This window comes from Mucilaginibacter sp. 14171R-50 (assembly GCF_010093045.1).
In the GTDB taxonomy this organism is placed as follows: Bacteria; Bacteroidota; Bacteroidia; order Sphingobacteriales; family Sphingobacteriaceae; genus Mucilaginibacter.
Genome location: NZ_CP048115.1, coordinates 1,466,844 through 1,481,042 on the forward strand (window position 1 = coordinate 1,466,844; position 14,199 = coordinate 1,481,042).

At 41.7% G+C, this 14,199-nt stretch carries 17 protein-coding genes; 7 read left to right on the forward strand and 10 right to left on the reverse strand.

Translation table 11 applies throughout. The features are described 5' to 3' along the window. Positions 1-20: 20 nt before the first annotated feature. The 7 genes from GWR56_RS06825 to GWR56_RS06855 form a co-directional block, all read right to left on the reverse strand. Complete coding sequence (locus GWR56_RS06825) at positions 21-380, reverse strand: hypothetical protein (protein WP_162430388.1); 360 nt, start codon at positions 378-380, stop codon at positions 21-23. A gap of 12 nt (positions 381-392) precedes the next feature. After that, positions 393-848 carry a MauE/DoxX family redox-associated membrane protein gene (locus GWR56_RS06830; RefSeq protein WP_162430389.1) on the reverse strand — a complete coding sequence of 152 codons (456 nt, stop codon included), beginning with the start codon at positions 846-848 and terminating at the stop codon, positions 393-395. 338 nt (positions 849-1,186) lie between these two features. Beyond that, positions 1,187-3,127, reverse strand: coding sequence for a conjugal transfer protein MobC (gene mobC / locus GWR56_RS06835; RefSeq protein ID WP_162430390.1), 1,941 nt, complete (start codon positions 3,125-3,127; stop codon positions 1,187-1,189). Between the two features lie 11 nt (positions 3,128-3,138). After that, positions 3,139-4,374: a relaxase/mobilization nuclease domain-containing protein gene (locus GWR56_RS06840; protein ID WP_162430391.1), complete on the reverse strand. Its 1,236-nt coding sequence runs from the start codon at positions 4,372-4,374 to the stop codon at positions 3,139-3,141. Then, entirely contained in the window at positions 4,341-4,751 is a 411-nt protein-coding gene (locus GWR56_RS06845) for a MobC family plasmid mobilization relaxosome protein (RefSeq protein ID WP_238395354.1), read from the reverse strand. Before GWR56_RS06845 ends, GWR56_RS06840 begins: the two co-directional genes overlap by 34 nt. A gap of 180 nt (positions 4,752-4,931) precedes the next feature. Further along, positions 4,932-5,204 (reverse strand): hypothetical protein, encoded by a 273-nt coding sequence (locus GWR56_RS06850; RefSeq protein ID WP_162430393.1) that lies wholly within the window; start codon positions 5,202-5,204, stop codon positions 4,932-4,934. Positions 5,205-5,269: 65 nt separating this feature from the next. After that, a complete protein-coding gene (locus GWR56_RS06855; protein WP_162430394.1) occupies positions 5,270-5,875 on the reverse strand; it encodes a ParA family protein in 606 nt (201 codons plus the stop codon). A 186-nt stretch (positions 5,876-6,061) separates the two neighbouring features. On the opposite strand from GWR56_RS06855, the gene GWR56_RS06860 reads away from it, so the two are divergent. Next, complete coding sequence (locus GWR56_RS06860; RefSeq protein WP_162430395.1) at positions 6,062-7,249, forward strand: hypothetical protein; 1,188 nt, start codon at positions 6,062-6,064, stop codon at positions 7,247-7,249. An 84-nt stretch (positions 7,250-7,333) separates the two neighbouring features. Here the strand turns inward: GWR56_RS06860 and GWR56_RS06865 are convergent, their stop codons facing one another. Then, positions 7,334-7,660, reverse strand: a complete 327-nt coding sequence (locus GWR56_RS06865; RefSeq protein ID WP_162430396.1) for a hypothetical protein — start codon at positions 7,658-7,660, stop codon at positions 7,334-7,336. Between the two features lie 532 nt (positions 7,661-8,192). Between GWR56_RS06865 and GWR56_RS06870 the strand changes: the two genes are divergently transcribed. Together GWR56_RS06870 and GWR56_RS06875 are read left to right on the forward strand one after the other, a co-directional pair. After that, positions 8,193-9,728, forward strand: coding sequence for an ATP-binding protein (locus GWR56_RS06870; RefSeq protein WP_162430397.1), 1,536 nt, complete (start codon positions 8,193-8,195; stop codon positions 9,726-9,728). Next, positions 9,725-10,096 (forward strand): PleD family two-component system response regulator, encoded by a 372-nt coding sequence (locus GWR56_RS06875; protein ID WP_162430398.1) that lies wholly within the window; start codon positions 9,725-9,727, stop codon positions 10,094-10,096. The genes GWR56_RS06870 and GWR56_RS06875 overlap by 4 nt, the downstream gene beginning before the upstream one ends. Positions 10,097-10,215: 119 nt before the next feature. Here the strand turns inward: GWR56_RS06875 and GWR56_RS06880 are convergent, their stop codons facing one another. Beyond that, on the reverse strand, positions 10,216-11,319 hold the full coding sequence (locus GWR56_RS06880; RefSeq protein WP_162430399.1) for a hypothetical protein: 1,104 nt from the start codon (positions 11,317-11,319) through the stop codon (positions 10,216-10,218). Positions 11,320-11,651: 332 nt separating this feature from the next. Here GWR56_RS06880 and GWR56_RS06885 point away from each other — a divergent pair, with 332 nt between their 5' ends. Then, entirely contained in the window at positions 11,652-12,104 is a 453-nt protein-coding gene (locus GWR56_RS06885) for a pyridoxamine 5'-phosphate oxidase family protein (RefSeq protein WP_162430400.1), read from the forward strand. A gap of 2 nt (positions 12,105-12,106) precedes the next feature. Here the strand turns inward: GWR56_RS06885 and GWR56_RS06890 are convergent, their stop codons facing one another. Further along, complete coding sequence (locus GWR56_RS06890) at positions 12,107-12,505, reverse strand: hypothetical protein (protein WP_162430401.1); 399 nt, start codon at positions 12,503-12,505, stop codon at positions 12,107-12,109. A 124-nt stretch (positions 12,506-12,629) separates the two neighbouring features. Between GWR56_RS06890 and GWR56_RS06895 the strand changes: the two genes are divergently transcribed. Genes GWR56_RS06895 through GWR56_RS06905 form a run of 3 tightly spaced genes read left to right on the forward strand, consistent with a single transcriptional unit; the run spans position 12,630 to position 14,172 of the window. After that, positions 12,630-12,887 (forward strand): hypothetical protein, encoded by a 258-nt coding sequence (locus GWR56_RS06895; RefSeq protein WP_162430402.1) that lies wholly within the window; start codon positions 12,630-12,632, stop codon positions 12,885-12,887. Positions 12,888-12,903: 16 nt separating this feature from the next. Then, a complete protein-coding gene (locus tag GWR56_RS06900; RefSeq protein ID WP_162430403.1) occupies positions 12,904-13,317 on the forward strand; it encodes a hypothetical protein in 414 nt (137 codons plus the stop codon). A 12-nt stretch (positions 13,318-13,329) separates the two neighbouring features. Then, entirely contained in the window at positions 13,330-14,172 is an 843-nt protein-coding gene (locus GWR56_RS06905) for a universal stress protein (RefSeq protein ID WP_162430404.1), read from the forward strand. Positions 14,173-14,199 lie beyond the last annotated feature (27 nt).

Here is a 14,199-nt window from a genome sequence, read left to right on the forward strand (position 1 = left end):
TATTCCCGTGCGCTTACTACTTATTGGCCATTATAAACTTTATCAACCGGCCCTCTTGATGAAAGTGAAGGCGAGCCAGCATCTGTTGGCGATTGGTTGTTATGAGGTGTATTGGTTGTTGTCCAGGTAGCCTGGCACTCCTTATTGCTTAATGTACTACAAGCTGCAGGGGTGGTACCGTCCCTGAAAATAAAGTTATCAGGATCAGTGCTGGTTGGGTCACCACTGATGTTATAGTACAATGCAGAAACGCTAATAATTTTACCTTTCGCATCTTTATTGTATTTAATAGAGCTGCTATTGGCAGTGGTAAATGCGCTAAAGCCGATTGCTAATGCACCTACCATCAGGCCAAAAGCGATTTGTTTAAAGTTTTTCATGATCTTAATTTTTTAATAATTACTAAATTTTGAAATGCGGACCGCAATAATGGCCAACATGATAAAGGCGAGATTGAACCATATATGCTGCATCCATGATAATCGTTCAATAGCACCACCACAGTGACAGGGAAGATGTGGCTCCCATATCATTGCACTGATTATATAACCTGTAAAACCAACCATCATTCCTGAAAATGATATTAATCCGATTTTTATAGTTTTAGGAATAATGAGCATTACTGCAACTACCACCTCCAATCCAGGAACCAAATAGGAAATCAATTCAGCTTGGCTGCTGATTAAATGAACATTTTTTAAGCCATTTAAAAATCTCTTGTGTTCCACGATTTTAGCATATGCAGTATAAACAAACAAGAAAAGGCAAGTGTACCTGATAAAGTTGGCTATTTTATTTTTTGTATCCTGCGAAATGTTAGGAGATAAAGTTGAGGTAATTGCATTCATGATTTTATTGATTAAGCTATCAAAATAATTCTGGTAACATCCATTACCGGCGGGTACGTAATCCGCCAAATCTCTTTGCTGTTTTCTTTGTCACGAAGGTTCCTTTCTTTTTGTATTACCATGGTTGATAAGAGGTTTGTGATCGATTTACAGATCAAAGGAACAAGGAAATAAAAAATGAAAACAGGTAGTAATCAGTTGTAATCACTAAAGGAAAATTTAAAGGGTTAGTCCCTTAAAGTGCAATTAGATTTTGACGTTGGGTGAATGTGTTGGTCCAAAAAGTGGAAAGAAATTCTAAAATAAGCTACCACCCTTTACCACCCCATGTTGTTGAACTATTCCGTTGCAGCAGGAATTTCTTTATTTATAATGCTTTCAATATCAGACTTGATTGAAAAATAATTGGCAGCAAGGATATCACTATCAACGTTTCTAATGGTTGGAACTGCGTGGTAATTATCAGCCTCCGCTTTTAACCCATCGTGGTCATTGACAATCGCATTATGAAAAACCTTTAAGTCTATCTTTTCATCCGGGTTATCCGCTACCAGGCCAACGAACTCACCCGAGGACAGCGTTGATATCTTTGACGCCGGAATAGCGAAATCTAATTGTGTCGATTTACTTATAGAAGTATCCTGGCTATTGATTGATACGCTCTGACGTTCCTGCATGATCTTCCCAAACCGTTCACTCAACTGTTTCGCAGTATCGCCGGTAACCTGCCCGGAAATAATATTGCCTACGATGTTCATGATCACCTCTGCCTGTTCCCGGCCATAGTCCTTTTTCAACTGGCTGTAATCTTGCACAGCCAAGGTTGTAGCGACCTTATTGCTGCGAGCGGTCGCGATCAGGCTATCGATGTTGTTAAAATAAATGGTAGGGAACTCGTCAAAAATCAAATTACTTTTCAGCTTATTCTTCTGATTCACCAGTTTGATAGCGCGCGAAATGTATAAGCTGAGAACTGCTCCATATACCTGTTGTTTGAGTGGATTATTACCCAGGCATACGATCTTAGGTTCATCCGGGTTGTTTAAATCGAGTGAAAAATCATTACCGGAAAGCACGTAATAAAGCGCTGGTGAAACGAGTCTTGCCATACTGATCTTGGCACTGGCGATTTGCCCTTCCAATTGATCGTATGCCTCATTTCGCCAGGCAGAAATAAATGGATTGATCAAAACTTCTATTTCAGGCTCTTTTTGCAACAACGCGAAAAGTTTTTCGTAATCGACCTGGGCAAGTTCGATGGCGTGCGGTAAGGTGCAGTATTTCCCATCTTCATATTTCTTAAGAAACCAGAAAAGGGCGGTTACAAAATTGATGGGGGATTCAACAAAGAAATCGCCTTGTTTCTTGATCCATTCACGATTTAACCCAAGCATGAAAGTTCTTGCTGATTCCATAGCATCGGTAATATCTTCCATCCGGTCCGGATCCAATGGATTACACCGATGCTTGATATTATCGAAATCAATAAACCAGATACTGGGCTTTTTTTTATAGGCTCCTGAATATTTCAGCAGCGCATTATAGGCGATGACCGACAGGTCATCAAATTTGAAATCGTAGATCAGCATACTGAATCCCTTTTTAATATGTTGCGTGATAATATGCCGGATTACGAAATAGGATTTACCCGCACCCGGTGTACCTAACACCAATGAACCCCGGAAAGGATTGATCACATTTATCCAGCTATCCCGGACCTTGCCCTTATAATTATACTGAGCAGGAAGATTAACCGAGTATTCATTCTCCAGTTTCCTTTCTTCCTGTGGGAAAGTTTCGTTTTCTGTATTAAAAACATCCTGGGTCAATTTGATATTTATGATTCGGAACATTTTACTGATTCCGGATAGGAATGATAGAAAACCCGTTGCAGTCAGCCCGATGTATAACGTGGCTGTGAACAATGTCGAAAGCGTTAAATGAAATAATAGACCGCTTAAAAAATATATGGCCAGTCCTAATCCCGCATAAATAAGATTTCTTTTCCAGGTGACCTTTTCATCTTTTTTGCCCTTGGTTCCGATCAGAGATACGATGAGTAGTATCAGCGCAACCGCTTTGGAGAGCAGACCGTTTCTGAATAGGCGGAATTTGTAAATGTTGAGCAGAATATGATCAGTCACCTTATGGGTAAAGTGCAGTTCCCGAAATGCCGCATAGCAGCTGAAATAAAAATGCAGGATGAGGATTGCCACAGCTAAAAACCTGGTGAAGTCCATAATCTTCCTGAGCGCTTGTTCGTTTTCTCCCGTTTGCATAATCTTAGTTTTTAAAGTTTTAGACGCCTGCGTTTTTTCTTTTTTTGCCGATCAGATAGACTTTGGTTATTTGCCCCTTCCGTTGGGCTTAACAGATCACCCAAAAGGTCAATAGTGGCTTGTTGATTCTCTGAAGGTGTAAGAATTTCATGAGTGGAAGCGTCATCTTCACCTGACGTTTTTTCCTTACCCATCTGTACGAGATACTCCTGACCATACCGCGCCTCAATTGCGGCCGCGCTGTAGGCTTTACCTAAGTCGCTGCCATTGAAAACAACTTTATTGTTTTGATCGATAAACGTCAATCCATAGACCCTGCCCTCCGCATTCTGACGGATGAGCAAGTCGATAGCCTTTTGCTTTAATAGCGCTTGTAGTTCCTGGTGTGATCTTACCTGCGGAATAGCACCGTCAATGATATTGGATAGACTATTTTTAAAAGGCTTCCTTAAATATTCATTTAACTTAAATCGCTCACCTAATAATTTCATTGTAGGTTTTTTATAGAGCGAACTTGCTTTTTGCGGGACTCCTGTTTTGTTCCCTTGATCATCCAACGCCCAATAACGTAATCCACCGTGTTCAAACATCACCGTTTCCTTTGGCCCACGATCCGCAACAATATTATATCCTGCCAAAACCGCGTTGAACTCGGCAAGGCTGGTAAATTTGTAAGACTGGGAAACATGATTGACGATGTTGCTAATTGCTCTCTTTGTATCGGTAGCACCATAAATTAATGGCTTTGCATTTTTTTGATTGGCGATTGACCTGGCCGGATCTTCTGCTTTTACTAAGCCATATTCTTGTTCGATTGCTTTTCTGGCAGGCTCGGATTTGAGTTTGCCGATGTTATGTAAACTTATCCTGGTTCCATCGGCATCGATGTTGGTCGTGAGAATATGAATGTGGTTATGACCGGCATCAAAATGCTGGTAGGCCAGAAACGGTTGCTGGCCGAAACCTATTTTTTCCATGTAAGCCTCGGCTATTTGACAAAGTTTTTCTTCATTCAAATTTTCAGTAAGGTCAAAGTTCAACGATAGGTGAACCGTGTTCGTTTTAGCCCTTGCATTTCGCGCAGCAAGGTCAGTTAAGCGAAATAGCTTATCATCAAAGCTCAGGAACCGGCTCTCCTTTGGATATAGCTGCGCCATGATCAATTTGGCCTTTCCTGCTTTAACCTTACGCTCATTATAATTCAAAGCGCCAATTATACTTTTCCCGCTTTCAATTTTTGCGACCATAATGTAGCGTAGGTATTTATGCGATCTTTGATTTCGGTAACCGAAGGTTCCAGTTTGTTATTGACTACCTGTAATAAATTTTCCCATAATCGATTGTCTGCGGTTCCATGTGCGCTGTTAATATTTCGTACCGCCTGGTTCAGGTTATTGCCGATAGCATTGAGCTCCTTTCGCAGTATCATCAACTCTTCTAAAAGATCATCTAAGGATTTATCACGGTTTAAAATCATCACCGGCTTTCCCAATAAAAGGGCGCGGGCATATTCGCTCATACACTGAAAAGTGGTTTTCTTATAGCGTCGTTCAATTAGGTTTTGTTCAGTTGGCTTCAGCCTGATCTTAACCCATTTCGATCTATTTTCATGCGTCTCTCCCATAGGATTTTTCTTTCGATCAAACCGACTTCGGAGTGTTTGATGGCTATTCCCTGACGACTTCGGAGGAAGGGCAAGATTCGGTTGTGGTACAAACGTACATCTTGCTAACTGCAAAAAGACAGCAGTTTAAATCCTCACCTATCTAAAGACTTAGCGAACTCCAATATGGCTAATACTTGTTTATGATTGCTTTTCAACAGACTTTTTCAAGTTTCCTTTAAGGAATGATTGCAATGCTAGGATATTGATATCCTTTAATGAAAGATCGTGTTCAATCCCATAGCCTTTCATTGTTTTAAGAAGGCTTTTAGGTATCCATACGTTAAGCTGCGCTTCCGCTTCTTTTGGTTCCTCAACATCCTTAACCGGGTGAACTTCCTGAATGGGCGTCTTAGGCGGGTCCTGTTTTAGTTTGTCAGCAAGCCCCCCCAATTTCTTTTTATAATCTTCCATTGCATTTCAATATGGTATCGCATATCCTTGCATTTATGTAATTACATAAATCTGTATTGCTGCAATTATGCACTTATGTAATCGACCACTTCCTCTGCAAGGGACGTAAATTCTTCCTTTGCTTTCAAATCAGTACCTGATAATATTCCGGCAGTGATCGCACTCCGCGTTATGCTTACCCGGTCGTGAATCATTGTCTTTAACAGCGGCGTACCCATATCCTGCAATAGTTCAGAAACATCCTTTGTAACACCGGATCGGTATTTGATCATGTTAAGCGCTATCCCTGCTTTTAATGCAGGCTTCTTTGCCTGCGCAAATCTGATCAATGCCAATGTTGCTCGGATCGCCATGACGTCGAAGAATCCGGCTTTTGTCGGAACCAGGACAAAATCTGATATCAAAAACAGGTCGGTCAATTTATTGGATAAGTAAGGAGGCGTGTCAATGATAATCAGATCATATCCCAATTTTGGGATATCACTTACTTTTTCCGCAGCCAGGATTTCAAGGTCGGGGAAATCTTCCCGTGCATGATATAAGCTGCCCTGTAAATCCGAGTCCACTAACGCGACACTCAATTGGTCTTTAAAACACAATGCCAGGTTCAATGCCAATGTGCTTTTTCCTACGCCGCCTTTTTGATGGGCGATGGTTATAATCTTTGCCATAACTACATATTTCTAAATGTTTGTAAATACATAAATCTTCAATTCTGTAATTGTAGAATTACATAGGCAAAGGTGGGTTTATAGTTATCTTTATTTCTCCGAGTTCGTCCGACTCGGATACCATATTTATTCCAATACACACATAATTGTAAATAAGGATAGTGAATGTTCAACATTAAATAGGAGATGGAAAAACACAGAGAAATAGGAGATGAAGGCGAGGCTTATGTTTTGCAGCTTTCGTATGATACCTATCTGAAGTATTGGTGTTATCCAAACCCAAAAGATGAAAAAGGTGATTATAAAGAAATTTGTGATCTGCTTATCCTTTTCCGAAATACAGCTATCATCATTTCTGTAAAAAACCATCACTATGATGGGGACTATGATAAGTATCAAAAAAAAGTTATAGAAAAATCAACAAAACAATTAAACGGAGCATACAGAAAGCTCTTTCAAAATGTAAAAGATGTTTATATCAGCCACCCTGACCGGGGGCCTGAAAAATTTGAGCCACAACGCTATCAACACATTTTTAGGATCACCATAAATGTTGGCGAACAATTTGAACAGTATAACTTGTCCGATCAGGTGGAAGGTAAAGGGTTCATTAATATATTCGATAAAGACACTTTTGAAGCAATAATTGATGAACTGGACACTATTAATGATTTGACAGATTATCTGATTAAGAGGGAACAATTATTATCTTCTAATATGAAATTGGGAGATGCTTGCAGGGAAAAGGACTTGCTTGCCATATTCATTACAAATGCCCGCGAGTTTCCAGAATTTATTAAAAGTGAGAAAGAGGCACAGAGAGGGGGTTGTGAAGGAGCTTGGGATAAATATATTCAGAGTAAAGCCTTCACTTATAAAAAGCATAAGGATGGCCCAAGTTATTTTATCGACAAAATGGTGGCCAATGAAGTTCTGAAATTAAGTGATGGTGAAAGTTTAGCAAAAGAGTTGATGAATACCACCCGTTTTGAACGGCGACAGTTGGCGAATAACATATTTTCACTCATTCAAAAATATCAAAGCACGATCGCAAATCTCCTGGTGAGGAGATATCATGTTCATAACGATATCGGTCATCTCGTAATATACTACAGTTCTGATATTGCCGAACATGATGTTGATGAGGTTGTGAAACTTGCTGCGGAGATTTATGCCTATAAATATGGTGAAAAGGATGTCGTAGTAATAGCTGCCACTGACAATCTAAAGCAGTACAAATTCGGATTGTTTAAGAAACATGATGGCCCTGTGGCTCAAGAGGCCACCGAAAGATTGGAAAAATTAATCGAAAGTTTCGGCTGGTTTAAAAATGAGCAAAAGACGGAACAACGCGATACGGAGTTTCCAACATAACTAAGACTATGTATTTACATAATTATAGAAACCTGCAATTATATATTTATTCATTTATGTAATTACAGGTTTCAATAACTCTTTTCATTTGCCAAAGTAGCTAACTAAAGATGAAATAGCTTCAGGAGCCGGATTCGCTTTAATAGCTTCAGTAATTTTAGCGAGATCCAATTCGGTTTTTATTAAGTCCCATTTTTCATTGAGTGTCCAGGTGATCTCTGACCAAATAGGCCTTCCTGCGCCGTAAACTTTAATATCCTTGTCTTTAAAAACTTCTACCTGGATTGGATCATCGTTGGTTATGCGATAAACCTCGAAGGCATCTATAACATCACTATCATGGTGGCCAATAATAGCCAATACTTGGCCAGCATCATCGCCGCTTGCTTTTTTATAAAGGTTGTAAATCATAAAATAAAGTTAGATTTTATGACCAAAATTTCGGGTCAAAATCGTATATTTGATTAAAGAAAAGTTCTTTAAATCGACTGAAAATCCCTTATAGTTAATCCGTGACCTCCACGGTGACTAATAGGTATTCGAAAATATAAATGCCTGTAAGATAATATCTTACTCGAATGGTCACGGTCCCGTCCATTCCGCTAAGACAAAGTTGGCAACAACTAAAAGCCTGTAAATTAATGTTTACAGGCTTTTTTGTTTCGAAAATATTGAGGTATGACCTACTGTTATTGCCTATTTTAACCTTTTCAAATTCCTGTCAAAGCTTATTTAGCTAACTATTTTAACAATTTTAACATCTTGCTGATGCGGATAAATGCTTGAGTTAAAGCTTTCGCTGGCCAAAAGTGTGAATGCGGTACCGGCTTACTATTTTAACAAACGGCGATGATTTGCAAAACCAACCGGTAGAAATCGTGTTACTAAAGCGAAATTATTCAGACGGTTGGCATATTTCAACCTATTTGCGGATATACTTAAAATGTTTACAGCCGATCAACTACCTCGCGACAATAATAATAATATCAGCCTTACGCTGATGAAAGCCGCCCTTGACGCCAGCGTATCGGGAATCATTATCACCGATAACCAATTGCCGGATAATCCAATCATTTATTGCAACGGGTCATTTGAGCGAATGACTGGCTACCGGCGCAATGACATTATTGGCCACAATTGCCGTTTTTTGCAAGCGGATGACCGTACTCAACCCGCACGGGCTAAAATAAAGGAGGCTATAGCCAATGGCAGCAACATATCTGTAGAGATCAGGAATTACACCCGCAACGGACAATTGTTTTGGAACGAACTTTATGTTTCACCTATTAAAAGCGAAGATGGAAAAGTTACCCATTTTATTGGTGTTCAACATAACGTCAGCCTGCGCAAAAAAGCGGAAGAGAACCTTGTACAGGAAAAGGAACAACGCGAGCAGAAGATTAGGGAACGTACAGAGGCCCTGCATCATAGCCGGGAATATCTCGATAGTATCGTTCAAACGGTAAGGGAAAGCCTGCTGGTACTCGACCCCCAATTAAAGGTTATCAGTGCCAACCAGCATTTTTTGAACACTTTTAAAGTCAGTGTCCTGGAAACGGAGAACAAGAACCTTTACCAACTGGGGAATGGGCAATGGAATATTCCAAAACTTAAGGAGTTGCTCGAAAAGATACTTCCTACAAATAACCCGGTGTTAGACTTCGAGGTGGAGCACGATTTTCCGCATATAGGTAAAAAACTTATGCTGCTTAACGCCAATCGCGTTGAACTTGAAGGAGAATATAAGGACCGTATTCTGTTGGCTATCGAAGATATAACGGAGCGCCGGGCGATTGAACAGCGTAAGGATGATTTCCTTTCGGTAGCCAGCCACGAACTAAAAACACCATTGACCACTATTAAAGGTTACATCCAGATAATAGAGCGGTTGCTTCCTCCCGAGTCGGGTGAAAAACTGAAAGATATTGTTAAAAAAACCGCTAAACACACCGAAAAGCTAAATAATTTGATTGAGGAGCTGCTGGAAGTTTCAAGAATTCAAACCGGGAATATCACGCTAAACGAGGAAGAGTTTGATTTTGACAAGATGGTTGCCGAAACGGTAGACAGTTTGCAGGCTGCATCTGCCAAACACCATATCATAGTTTCAGGGCATACGCAGATAAAATTCATCGGCGATGAATCGCAACTGAGCCAGGTAGTTAGTAATTTTTTATCAAACGCGATCAAATATTCGCCCGACGCAGATAAAGTGGAAGTACACCTGGCGGTGTTAAACGGATACATCAAATTATCTGTTAAAGATTACGGCCTGGGCATTAACGCTGCCGACCAAAAAAGAATATACGAGCGTTTCTTCCGGTCAACCGAAACGCAAAAAAAATACCCTGGAATGGGTATCGGTCTATATATCTGCGAACAGATCATTAAAAATCACGGCGGAAGCCTTTGGGTGGATAGTGAATACGGGCAGGGCTCTACCTTTAGTTTTACCTTGCCGATAAAACAATTACCATGAAAAAAAAGATACTGATCTGTGATGATGACCAGGGCATCCTGGAAATGCTTGAAATTGTGTTTAATGAAGACAAATATGAAGTACTTACAGAAGGTAATAGCCTCAGGGTATTTGAATGCATCAAGAACTTCCGGCCTGATCTGCTGATTCTGGACCTATGGATGCCAGTGTTGTCAGGAGATCAGATCACCCAAAAAATAAAAAGTCAACCTGACGACGCACATATGCCGGTGTTGATTATGTCTGCAAGCAGGGATGGCGGAGAGATAGCGAAGAATGCCGGTGCCAATGCCTATATAGCCAAGCCTTTTAATGTAAATGAATTTGTAGACCTGGTAGATAAGCTGAACAGCGAAGCAATTGCCTAAGGAACTTAACACGGGAGACATCGTATTGAAATTGAATTATTTACGATCTGATGGCTGGCCTATCCGGCGGAGGCCGCGTAACCGGCTGGTATTTGTTACATCTCTGGTATTTATAAACATCATTGTGGGTAATAATTTATCAGCGCGATATGATCGTATTGTATCATTCGCCCGTTTTCGATAAATTCAACCTCGCCACCGCTCATCAGTATCTTCTCAATGACATCGTCTACAGCGTCGCGAATAAAGGTAAAATGATTATAGGGCTCAATAGCTGGCTCAATAATATCCGGCTGCGGTCCATGCTGAGCGGCAAAGCGAAAGTTTTTTTCCACAACAAGCAACTTTCCGTGGCCGTTTTGAACTGCTTGCCACACTTGCAGGATGCCTGTTGTTAGCCGGTGTTGCCCGGCGGCTTCGTCCAAACGTTTTAAAATCTCCTGTTGGTTGTTTTCCTGCCACGAGTTTATAAATGGTTGTATCAGTTTGGTCAACGCGGTTGTAGTGAGTTTTTCGTAGTTGCCTTCAACATATCCTATAGTCTTGTAGCTGCCTTTGCTGATTTTCTTAAATTGACCCAGGGTCTTTTTGGTCCCGATGAGCAAAACCGGTAAGCGGTATTGCTGCAGCAAGTCATCCAGGGCCTCGTCCACATGAAGCAGAAACTTGTTCAAAACGTTTTGTTTGTGTTCCGTCATGTCCGTAAAGTTGGTTACTCGTTCAGGCGTATCCGCTATAAAGGAATCGACTGTTGCCGGTATATTAGTGTGAAGTGGCTGTATGGAAATGCGGTCGCCTGTAAAAACCTTACTTCCCCGGCCGCTAAGCATCACAACAATAAAGTTTATGTTCTGCCTGGCGTTATAGAGCAAATCTCTTATTTCAAAGGAATCGTCTACAATGATTTTTTCAGTTACAGGAAAATCAAGATAGCATACCTTTTTAAACAGCGGCGACACAAACAAGGCTATACCCCTGCTATTTGCCGGAATATCTAATTCATCGATTAATGAATGAAGTTTTTGCATGATCAGGTCGCAGTATTCTTCAGGATAAAATTCTTTCAATGCCTGCTCTGCTTTGTCAGCGGTAGTTTTCAAGGTGTGGGCAGCTTCTGTTTTTAAGCTCACGTCGGTATCGACCGGCAATATGATAGATAACGCCGGCCGGTAATGAGGAACTTCCATAATTTCACGGAGTTCGGGATCAACGGCTGTTTTCATAATGTTCTTTTAAACGTAAATTTAACCCGGTGGCGGCCTGTCCATCAATGACGGTGGTCAGTCTGCCTGGTGCTGGTTATCAATTTGTATCGCCCGGTAATACTAACGCTTAAGCTGTAAACGTAAGGCGGTACGGTAAACAAGTCGCCCGCACTTACCGGCACTTGTTAAGAATCGGCACCTTGAGGGATCTATCAGCAGGTTTGTTGGTCCGCTTTCTCCGGTACACCAATTTAAAAAGTGATCAGCATCACGAAAAGGAGTAATTCACGGTCATTAAGGGTATGAAAGAACGGTGGTAATTTTACCAACGAAATTTAACGATCTATACCATGTTAGGAAAACTTAATGATGCGGAAATTGAACACTTGCTGAAGGAACAAGTAGTTGGCAGGGTGGCTTGTCAGAGTAAAGGCGAGATATACCTGGTACCTATTAATTATGTTTATCGCGACGGGTACATTTACGGGCATTCCGGCGAAGGCAAAAAGATCAGGATGATGCGTGATAACCCGCATGTTTGTTTTGAGATCGATGATATTCAAAATGTATTTCAATGGAAAAGTGTGATTGCAAAAGGGGTTTATGAAGAGATAACTGATGTGGATGAAAAACAGCAGGCTATGCAAGGTATCATCCACAGGATCATGCCCCTGGTGACCAAACCGGAAGGGCATCCCTCACATGGCATTACAGAAAAGGACAGCGACGTAGGCACCCTGGTGGAGTTGGTGGTTTACCGGATCAGGCTGGAAGAAATAACCGGGCGTTTCGAAAAAAGTTAGGCTTATTGGCGATGTTCTTTTTGCCTGGCGGCAATGGATGGCATATCAACAGCCGCGCACCCGGCAATAAGATCGGCAAGCACTTCAAAGGGTAAGGGACCTTTACCAACAAAGTTAATGCATCCCTTTTGAACCTTTACGCCGGTGAGTAAAGCGAGATATTTGTCTTTGAGCCGGGTATTGCAGTAAATTGGCATACAATGTAGTGTAAGCTGCTTGTTTTCGCCAGCCAGCGCATATTTGAAAGTTTCGCCCTGGTCATAACGGATCATTATTTTGCCCATCATGGGCGATAGTTTAGCTTTCACGCTGTGGTCATTACTTAAGATCAGGCTGTGCAGCGCAAGTACGGCGGCCTGGCGTTCTTCCGGCAATGTCTGTATGTATTCATTAACTTCCATGAGCATATCAAATTTAACTTTTTCTTCCCAATATTTCGGCGGCCCCTAATCAACTTATTTAGTGCCGCAGATCATTTTTTGATAAAAGCGTTCCCGGTAACTTTAATTTATCAATCCTTACAGCATGGTGGCGTTGCGCTTCAATTTTGGACATCCTTTTGATGGTAAAGTTTTCCTGCGAAAAATAGGATGCGCGCAGCCCTGGTGCCAGTCGATACCTTACAATAGCGATGGCGAACATGATTTTGATGTTGCTTTGCCGGTTGCGGGCGATGGTACCTACCAGGTGAGTCTTAACTGGGAGTTTGAGGGCCGCTCATTCTCACATGAATCAACCATCACAATAAAAGATGGTCAAAAGCTGGAAGAACTAACTTATTGAACATAATCTTAAAAATATGATCCCATCATTATCTGATAACGAGCTGGAAGCGGAACTTCAAGATATCCATTTGCAAGCCACACACTGGCTGCAAGATATCGCGTTCCTGGAAACAGAAACACATTTTTTTCGTGATATCATCAATCGCTACACATTACCTTCCGTAAACGGCAGCCGGAACGCGGAATTTAAGGCTAAGATTGAGGCTCAGTATCAGCGGCTGGAATTGCTAAGGGCCAAGATCCCGGGTTTCCTGGCGTTTTTAGAACCATTTATCGGCGACCTGAAGAAACCCATGAACCTGGATTTTCTTACCCGGTATAATACCCTTCGCTTGGAACTGACCGATCTTTTCGACAGCTACCGGGCAACCAAAAGCGAATTATTTCAGTATACAGAGTCTCTTGCTGGCCGTAAAATACAGGCCTAACCCTTATATATTATGAAAACTATTGCGGTATTAACCGATTGCTCTACCGACTCGGCGCACGCAACCCGGTTAGCCTTCCATATGGCCAGAAAAATAAAAGCCAACTTGCTTTTGTTTAGTTTTTGCGGTAACGTGATACCAACCCCTATACCTGTTGCAGCCCAGGATAGCGAACCGGAACCCGAATCGCGCCTGGCAACATTCGGGCGCAGTATGGGGCGGGAACATGCCGGCCGCAGCTTTGCGGGTGCATACCAGCCCAAAGTTAGCCTTGATGAACAGAATACAGATATAGTAGATATCATGACCGCCCTGCTGGACCGCGAAGATATCTGCATGATTGTTACCGGTACGGCAGGAGCCGCCGACCCCGTGCCCTTCCTGCTTGGCGATACATGTAAACGCATCATTGACTGGGCCGCCGTTCCGGTAATGGTGGTGCCGCCCACAACACAGTTGCGTAATTTTGAAAAGATCGCGTTTGCCACCCATCTGCATGAAGAAGACATCAATTCTATTCGGCACCTTGGCCACCTGATGGACAGCTATGCGGCAGAGTTGATGATCGCTCACTTAAACTGCGACCCGTTGAACGCGGCAGTAAGGCAGGCCGAGGAAGCGCTTAACCGCGATCTTTATAAAAAACTCAACTGCGGCGGCGTATATTTCAGGAGCATTCCGGATACCTCTACAGTGAAAGATTGGGCCTGGCTAAGCGCCAATAAAAAAACCGATCTTCTGGTAGTTGTACAAACGCCACATGAACAGTTTGGCCGGTTCTTTAAAAGAGGGCAAAATGAGTCGGTAAGCTATCATCTAAACTTACCGGTTATGGTGATGCCTAAGTTACCCTAACCATAATCAATAAAATAAAGGCGGCAT

Bases quoted from the DNA above. Each gene is read 5' to 3' on its own strand.
- GWR56_RS06860 (WP_162430395.1), top strand. From the start codon at position 6,062: ATGGAAAAACACAGAGAAATAGGAGATGAAGGCGAGGCTTATGTTTTG.
- GWR56_RS06900 (WP_162430403.1), top strand. From the start codon at position 12,904: ATGATCCCATCATTATCTGATAACGAGCTGGAAGCGGAACTTCAAGAT.
- GWR56_RS06855 (WP_162430394.1), bottom strand. From the start codon at position 5,875: ATGGCAAAGATTATAACCATCGCCCATCAAAAAGGCGGCGTAGGAAAA.
- GWR56_RS06825 (WP_162430388.1), bottom strand. From the start codon at position 380: ATGAAAAACTTTAAACAAATCGCTTTTGGCCTGATGGTAGGTGCATTA.
- GWR56_RS06840 (WP_162430391.1), bottom strand. From the start codon at position 4,374: ATGGTCGCAAAAATTGAAAGCGGGAAAAGTATAATTGGCGCTTTGAAT.
- GWR56_RS06830 (WP_162430389.1), bottom strand. From the start codon at position 848: ATGAATGCAATTACCTCAACTTTATCTCCTAACATTTCGCAGGATACA.
- GWR56_RS06875 (WP_162430398.1), top strand. From the start codon at position 9,725: ATGAAAAAAAAGATACTGATCTGTGATGATGACCAGGGCATCCTGGAA.
- GWR56_RS06890 (WP_162430401.1), bottom strand. From the start codon at position 12,505: ATGGAAGTTAATGAATACATACAGACATTGCCGGAAGAACGCCAGGCC.
- mobC (WP_162430390.1), bottom strand. From the start codon at position 3,127: ATGCAAACGGGAGAAAACGAACAAGCGCTCAGGAAGATTATGGACTTC.
- GWR56_RS06850 (WP_162430393.1), bottom strand. From the start codon at position 5,204: ATGGAAGATTATAAAAAGAAATTGGGGGGGCTTGCTGACAAACTAAAA.
- GWR56_RS06845 (WP_238395354.1), bottom strand. From the start codon at position 4,751: ATGGGAGAGACGCATGAAAATAGATCGAAATGGGTTAAGATCAGGCTG.
- GWR56_RS06905 (WP_162430404.1), top strand. From the start codon at position 13,330: ATGAAAACTATTGCGGTATTAACCGATTGCTCTACCGACTCGGCGCAC.
- GWR56_RS06870 (WP_162430397.1), top strand. From the start codon at position 8,193: ATGTTTACAGCCGATCAACTACCTCGCGACAATAATAATAATATCAGC.
- GWR56_RS06895 (WP_162430402.1), top strand. From the start codon at position 12,630: ATGGTGGCGTTGCGCTTCAATTTTGGACATCCTTTTGATGGTAAAGTT.
- GWR56_RS06880 (WP_162430399.1), bottom strand. From the start codon at position 11,319: ATGAAAACAGCCGTTGATCCCGAACTCCGTGAAATTATGGAAGTTCCT.
- GWR56_RS06865 (WP_162430396.1), bottom strand. From the start codon at position 7,660: ATGATTTACAACCTTTATAAAAAAGCAAGCGGCGATGATGCTGGCCAA.
- GWR56_RS06885 (WP_162430400.1), top strand. From the start codon at position 11,652: ATGTTAGGAAAACTTAATGATGCGGAAATTGAACACTTGCTGAAGGAA.